Here is a 7,602-nt window from a genome sequence, read left to right as displayed (position 1 = left end):
AGCGTCCCTTTGGGGATGCACAGCTCATCTGCTGCTGCCTTGGTGCCAATCTCCTTTGCGAGCTTTATTGCCTGCTTTTTAAACTCTTCATCATATTGTTTTCCTGTTCCCATTGATGACACACTCCTTTGTTTTTATTATACTTTGATTGTTTTGTATGTGTCAAGTTTTATTATACAGGATTATTTATAAGACCGCCGAGTATTACGCCCGACGGTCGAACTTTCTTTTTTTGGCGACTTATTTTACTGACTGGAGTTTCTCGCTAAGGAACTTCTCCTCAAACTTGTCTGACGGCATAGGTCTGCCGAAATAATAGCCTTGTATAACGTCAGTTTCCAGATCTCTCAGGATATCGAACTGCACCTGTTCCTCAACGCCCTCTGCGCAAACTGCTATATGCAGGTCGTGAGAAAGATTAACTATCATTTTAACAAACACCGCAGTGTCAGGATTTTTTGCGATATCATCAATAAACGACTTGTCTATTTTAATGGTATTCAGCGGCATCTCCTTGATGCAGTTAAGCGAAGAATATCCCGTTCCGAAATCGTCCAGTGCTATCTTCACGCCCTTGTCTGTTATATGCCTCAAAAGCTCCTTCATCTTTTCCATATCATGGATAGCAAGACTTTCTGTGACCTCAAAACATATCTTCTCAGGGGGTGCGCCTGTTTCGTCAAAAAGTGCGTCTATCTTGTCAAGAAAATCAGGCTCTATTATCTGACCTACAGACAGATTGATGTTCATTCTCAAATCAAGCCCTGCGTCAGCCCACTTTTTGCACTGTCTGCCTGCGATCCTTATCATGTTTTCGCCCAATAGATTGATATAGCCAAGCCTTTCCGCCATAGGGATAAATTCGGCAGGGGAAACCTGACCGAACTCAGGTGGATTCCACCTCATAAGCGCTTCACAGCCCACAAGCTTCTTTTCGGAGCTGCTGAATATAGGCTGATAGTACGCCGTGAAATGTGCAAAGCCGTTTGTGATATCCTTGTGCATGAGCCTTTCAAGTTCGATCTGCCTTGAAAGTATCCTGCCGATAGTTTCATTATAATTTATAGTACAATTCTTGCCCTGCTTTTTCGCATATGAAATGGCAAGGTCGATCCTTTTAAGTACCGTATTTACAGTATCATCGGGCTTTGGAAACTTCGCCACGCCCATTGAACAAGTGCAATAGCAACTGCTGTTAGCTATCTGCCACTCTGTGTTGAACTTATCATGTATGATCTTGCATATTTCGTCGATCTCGGTCTGATCCTGATCTCTCAGAAGCACAACGAACTCATCGCTGCCAAATCTAAAAACGCTCAGCTTTCTATTCTTCTGGGCAAAATCCACAAAGAATTTACCTATCTCTTTGAGAAGCCGGTCACCATTATTATGACCATAGCTGTCATTTATGTTCTTGAAATTATCAAGGTCAATGAGCATAACAGTACTGATCTCATCGCTTTCAATAATGCCCTGTATACTCTTGTCAAGACTTAATCTGTTAGGAAGACCTGTGAGATTATCGTAAAAGACCTGCTTTTCGATGACCCTCTCATAATTTATCTTTTCTGAGATATCATTAAGTGTGCAAAGTCTGATAGTCCTGCCATCATGCCATTTTATGAGCTTTTCCGACACATTGAACCATTTGTCCATGATCTCGGAATAATAATCTCCTCCAAAAAGCATTCCTTCCTTGTGAGCAGGAAGCTCACACCAAGTCTTGCTGAAAACGTCACTTTCCTTTTTGCCGACCAGTTTTCCATAATACTGTTCAAAAATCTTGCTGGCAAAAACTATCTCACCGCTGTCCTGTACCACTGCAAGCACATAGGAATTCATATTATCCATAACGTCAGTAAGCGTGCGAGTAGTGCTTTCAGCATGTTCAGCCGCTCTCCTAGTATGGAGCATGCCAGAAAGTATGTATGTCAGACGTGAGGCTAGCTGTATCTCCTCAGGTGACCATACTCTCTCAGGATCAGAGGACAAAAGATTGAAATATGCAACATACTTATTTGCGTCCTTGACAGCACAAGTGAGTGAACAAGGATACACCGCTCCACGCAGGGTTATTTCCTCATTATCTCCATTCGGGTGAGCCTTATCCGCAACGTGGATACCAGTTTGCATAAGTGCTTTTTTCATTGCATTGTATCTATTTCTATTAAATTCTTTATCAAAAGCAAATACAGTATATTTATGTGTATCAGCGATCAATTCATAACTCAAAGGTTCTGAGTTTTCATAGCCTGAAACAGTTACCGTAGCCGCATTGACATAAAGCGCAGAGCAAATACTTTCGAGAAAATTCTTGCACACATTATCAAATCTGTCATCGCTTTCAAGTATTTTCAAAAAGCTCTCGAACTTTTCGTTATAGGTCTTATCTGGTATGTCCATACAAACAGCCCTCCTCTGCTTATATAAATACGTCTAGCGTTATTATAACATATTCTCCGTAAAATCACAAGGGGAATTATAGAAATTTATTTATAATATACAAAACAAATGACTAAATTTATATATTATTAAAAAGCAAGCCCCGTAGTTAAGCTTAAAAAAGTTTAACTGACGGAGCAAATGTGACCGAACCGATAAGCCGAGTTTTGTCGAGTGCGATAATCTATCTGGACTGTACGTCGCCGCACAGCTCTAGCCACCTATAGCCCCAAGTCTGACGAGCAGCCATTGACTTGCAAGCTACCATTGGTGTTGCATCGGATAAGGTTTACATAGCAATGACGTCTCCGCCATTCTGGTGGGCTTTTACCCCGCCTTTCCACCCTTACCAACAAAAGTTGGCGGTATATTTCTGTTGCACTGGCTCTAAGGTCACCCTCGGCTGACGTTATCAGCTATCCTGCTCTATGATGCTCGGACTTTCCTCATAAACCTAGAACGTTTACGCTATCGCATAGCTCGCTCACACTATGATTATATCACATGAATGACGAAATGTCAAATAAAAGCCTGCATAGACAGTGAGCATTCTTTTATAAAAGAAAATCATGCAAAACGTCTCACACATATTTACAATTTACAGAAAATGTGATAGAATTAAAATAACCAAATCAAGGGAGCGTAAAAAAATGAGAACTTGTCCTCTATGTGGAAAGTGAGGGCGAGATTGACACTTGGAATGAAATAACATTGAATAAGCTTAACAGCAATCTTAATGAAGTTGACCTCCCATCAGATAGAGAATTAATACTTGCAGGCGTTCTTACTGACAATCTTAAAAGCTATGATGAAGCACTTGAATTTGCCAAAAAAACGGATCTCTCATGTTTACTTTTCACTGATGACGAAGGTGACCTTACAGTTTATTCACAAAGACTGGATTACAAATATCTCGGCTGCACAATATATGATAGATGTGAGAGTCAGCAAAAGCTTAATGGTGATATTTCATACACGACCGAATACGTCTGCGAAATTTGGCTAATGAAATAAGCAAAATTAAAGTTTACAAATCATCTTATAATTAGCCTTGATATATTGTTTACAATTCACAAAAATTATGCTAAAATAAACGTATGCTTTTAAGCTCTTAGCTTTATCAGTAAATAATATAATAAGGAAAAAAACATCTATGAAGTTCAATATCAAAAAGGTCGCAGCCACATTTTTAAGTGTGGCAATGCTCACCACAGGCTCGGCTCAGCTTTCTGTTTTTGCACAGCAGACGCTTAAATACGAAGCCGAAAACGGCACTCTAGGTGGCTCTGCCTATATCCAAACAGACAGCTCCGCATCAGGCTCTAGGTCAGTTCGTTTTTCAGACTCAAGCTGCACATGGTCACAGACTGTTACAGTCAGCGAAAGCGGATACTACAAAATAAAGCTTTACAGCCGCGGAGAAGGCTCGAATAAGATAAACAACCTTTCTGTAAACGGCTCAAATGCAGGCACTTTCAGCAGTGCAAACAGCTCTGCCTATAAAGCGTCCACAGTGAATGGTATTTATCTCAAAAAGGGTCAGAACACTGTCAAAATAACAATGTCGTGGGGATATTTTTCTCTTGACTACATAACCATAGAAAAAATGAGCTCTTCAAATGCCTACACTGCCGCTGAAAATCTCGTTGACCCATACGCTTCACAAAGCACACAGCGCCTTTACAGCTATATGAAAGACGTTTACGGCAAAAAGGTCATAACAGGACAGTATTGCGACGGTGGTCTTAACGGCGCTGAATTCAAAGCTATAAAGTCCGCCACTGGTCAGACCCCTGCTATGTTGGGTCTTGACTTTATGCGCTATACTCCATGCCGTGTCCAGAACGGTGACACCTCCGACGCTGTCGAAAAGGCTATCGAGTTTTCACGGGCAGGAGGAATAGTAACATTCTGCTGGCATTGGAACGTCCCTGACAAATATCTTCTCTCAGGTACAGACGGCGGAAATCCACGTTGGTGGGGTGGTTTTTACACCAAAAACGTTGACCGCTCAAAGTTCTCGCTTACCAAAATAATGAACGGCTCAGACCCTAAGGGCTACAACACTCTTATGAGCGACGTTGACGAGATCGCCAAACAACTCAAACGTCTTTCTGACGCAGACGTTCCGGTACTGTTCAGACCGCTCCACGAGGCAAGCGGTGGTTGGTTCTGGTGGGGTGCAGACGGCTCGGAAGCCTACAAAAAGCTTTGGCAGGCAATATATAACAAGCTCACGAATGAATACAAGCTTGACAATATTATATGGGTATGGAATGGTCAGGCGGCAAATTGGTATCCTGGCGACGAATATGTTGACATAATCGGAGAGGATATCTACCCCGGCACAAGAGATTATTCAGCACAAAGCTCAAAATATCTTGAAGCCACAGACTGTTCACCAAACGGAAAAATAGTTGCCCTTACAGAAAACGGCTGTCTTTTCGACCTTGACAAAGCCTTTGATGCAAACACCGCATGGTCGTATTTCGGCACATGGAGCGGTGAGTTTTGCATATCAAGCTCTGAGAAATATACCGAGAAAAGTATGTGGCAAAAGGTCTATAACAGCGACTATGCAGTGACACTTTCAAGTCTGCCCGATCTGAAAAGCTATCCTATCAGCGACGACAATACACAGATAACTCTTGACTCCACGTCAAAAGAAGTCACATACGGCGACAGCATTACCCTAAAAGCCAGCGTGACCTCAGGCACTACTCAGACAGTAACATGGAAAAGCTCCAACACAGCCGTTGCCACAGTAAAAGACGGTGTTGTGACCGCCACGGGCAAAGGCACAGCAAAGATAACAGCCTCCCTGCCTAACGGAAGGTCTGCCGTCTGCACTGTAAAGGTCACCGCAAAAAAGCTTCCAACATCAGGCTATTCCTATGCAAGCACTGCACAGTACACAGGCAGTGCAATTATTCCGACAGTCACTGTTAAGGACGGAAGCAAAGTTCTCCGTCAGAACATCGACTATCGTGTGATAGTCACGAACAATGTTAAAATCGGTCATGCTAACATCACTATCTCAGGCATGGGCAACTACTACGGCAGTTATACCGGAGGCTTTGACATTATCCCTGCCAAGCAGACCATACAAAAGCTTGAAACAAGATACAAAGGCTTCTTTGTGGATTGGGCGCAGAAAGGCTCTGCAACGGGCTATGACATTCAGTATTCCACCAGTGCAAACATGAGCGGTGCGGCTTCCAAACACCTCACTGCCAACAAGCCAGATAAACTGACAATAAGTGGTCTGACAGCCGATAAGACATACTACGTCCGTGTCCGTTCCTACACAAACGTTGGAAGCAAGACTTATTATGGTCCATGGTCTGACATAAAAAGCATAAAGACCGCAAAATATGATATCACAAAAGCTTCCGTTTCTGGCATTTCCACCAAGGCATACACAGGCAAGGCTATAACGCAGAACATTACTGTGAAATACAACGGCACTGCCCTGAAAAACGAAACTGATTACACAACTTCCTACTCAAACAACAAAAAAATCGGCAAGGCAATTGTCAAGATAACAGGCAAAGGCAAATATGGCGGCGTTATCACAAAGACATTTACAATAAATCCTGCCAAGCAGGAGATACAAAAGCTTACGTCTAAATCCAAAGCATTTTTCGTGGATTGGGCGCAGAAAGGCTCTGCAACGGGCTATGAGATACAGTATGCAACTAACTCCAAGTTTACAAACGCAAAGAAAGTCACCATAACAAACAACAAGACCGACAAGACCACAATTTCCAAACTTAGCGGCAACAAGAAATATTACGTTCGTGTCCATTCCTACACGACAGTGAACGGCACAAAATATTACGGTGCATGGTCGGTTTCAAAGAGCGTGACTACAAAAAAATAAAGAAAAAGTGATTGTCCATAGCAAAATAGAGGTCTGGCTCAAACGTCAGACCTCTATTATTTTTTTATTCGCACACAAAAACACCCCGTATCATAAGACACGGGGTGAAATTTTTGTTATCTATTCAGATATCCTAAACTTTGCAAGAATTACTTCTTCTGTGCAATAGCAGCCTGTGCAGCAGCTCACCTGCACGAGCTTTTATGACAATTTCACCGTTTAAACCAAGTAGATTTATCAACCAGTATGTAAAGTGACAGCTTTCGCCGTCACCGATCGTAAGCTCAGCAGAGTTTTTTCTGCCTGTGAGCGTACAACGTATTTTTTCACTTTTCTCCTCGCCGAGATTGATTATCCATTCAAAATTTGTATTGTCAACCGGCGTAATTCTCGATACCAATTTGCTAATAATTTCATCGTTGATGTGACCGTTGTCAGCAGAAAGTATCTCATCAAGAGTTCTGCGAATACGATCCGTGTCTATGCAGTTTCCGCTGACCGTATCAGCTGTGTCGTTCCTTTTAAGCTCCGCTTTTAAACACTCAAGCTCATCTTCTGAATCAGCTCGGACCGTTCGGTATTCGTCCTTTTCAATATCTCCCTCGGCATACATATCAACCAGCTTGCGTATTTTCGCTTCAAGTTTTTCAATTTTGGATTTGATAATATAGGCGTTTTTCTGCAACGAATCGGTTCCGTCCATGCAGTGCTTGTTGATCAAGTCAAGCACCCTTTCAATGATCTCATATCTGTCCGCAAGCACCTCGCCCAAAATCTTGTCCGCCATCATTTCAAGTTTCCATTGACAAATGCCTTTTATATCGCACACACCATCCGCCTCAATCCCGTGATTTGACAGATAACGTGGACTGACCGACTGACTGCGACGATAGCAGGAATAACCATAAACCTCCTTGCCGTCTTTCTTGTTCGTCCGCCATTTGTACTTTTTAAATCCCGAACCGCAATGGCATTTCAATTTGTTCAGCCAAGGGTCGGCGGACGGATTATGTCCGAACTTTGGTTTTGTCAATATCACTTGACACATTTTATTCGAACAAGAATTATGCAACGAGAAAGATATGATCATAGTAGAGCTTTCTTCGGGCTGCCGGAGGCAGACCACCGTTGGCGGTGCAGATTCTTCTGTTGGCCCAGTAACTCATAAAATATCTCCAGATCATGGTCTTCAACTCTTTCATAGTGTAGTTCTCCGGCTTGTCCTCACGGCTGTAGAACAGCTCTTCTTTCATTCTTGCCCACATACTTTCACAGCG

At 42.5% G+C, this 7,602-nt stretch carries 4 protein-coding genes, 1 other RNA gene and 1 pseudogene; 2 read left to right on the top strand and 4 right to left on the bottom strand.

Translation table 11 applies throughout. The features are described 5' to 3' along the window. Positions 1-240: 240 nt before the first annotated feature. Entirely contained in the window at positions 241-2,403 is a 2,163-nt protein-coding gene (locus tag DW793_RS13445) for a putative bifunctional diguanylate cyclase/phosphodiesterase (RefSeq protein WP_118158448.1), read from the bottom strand. Positions 2,404-2,582: 179 nt separating this feature from the next. Then, positions 2,583-2,929: RNase P RNA component class A (gene rnpB, locus DW793_RS13440), an RNA gene on the bottom strand. A gap of 224 nt (positions 2,930-3,153) precedes the next feature. On the opposite strand from rnpB, the gene DW793_RS13435 reads away from it, so the two are divergent. Together DW793_RS13435 and DW793_RS13430 are read left to right on the top strand one after the other, a co-directional pair. Next, a complete protein-coding gene (locus tag DW793_RS13435; RefSeq protein ID WP_147338960.1) occupies positions 3,154-3,456 on the top strand; it encodes a hypothetical protein in 303 nt (100 codons plus the stop codon). Positions 3,457-3,595: 139 nt separating this feature from the next. Beyond that, positions 3,596-6,325 carry a glycosyl hydrolase gene (locus DW793_RS13430; protein WP_118158447.1) on the top strand — a complete coding sequence of 910 codons (2,730 nt, stop codon included), beginning with the start codon at positions 3,596-3,598 and terminating at the stop codon, positions 6,323-6,325. A 133-nt stretch (positions 6,326-6,458) separates the two neighbouring features. Here DW793_RS13430 and DW793_RS13425 read toward each other — a convergent pair whose 3' ends face one another. Both DW793_RS13425 and DW793_RS13420 read right to left on the bottom strand, forming a co-directional pair. Next, the gene (locus tag DW793_RS13425; RefSeq protein WP_147342214.1) at positions 6,459-7,364 is read right to left on the bottom strand and encodes a hypothetical protein; all 906 of its coding nucleotides are present in this window, start codon (positions 7,362-7,364) and stop codon (positions 6,459-6,461) included. Between the two features lie 25 nt (positions 7,365-7,389). Next, positions 7,390-7,602: pseudogene (locus tag DW793_RS13420) on the bottom strand (IS3 family transposase); the annotation flags it as partial.

Origin of the sequence: Ruminococcus sp. AM31-15AC (assembly GCF_003462045.1) — a bacterium.
Lineage (GTDB): Bacteria > Bacillota > Clostridia > Oscillospirales > Ruminococcaceae > Hominimerdicola > Hominimerdicola aceti.
Note: the sequence above shows the minus strand (reverse complement) of the source record. Positions and strands in the feature narration are given on the sequence as shown.

Excerpts from the sequence above, each read along its gene's own strand:
- DW793_RS13445 (WP_118158448.1), bottom strand. The coding sequence starts at position 2,403 with ATGGACATACCAGATAAGACCTATAACGAAAAGTTCGAGAGCTTTTTG.
- DW793_RS13430 (WP_118158447.1), top strand. The coding sequence starts at position 3,596 with ATGAAGTTCAATATCAAAAAGGTCGCAGCCACATTTTTAAGTGTGGCA.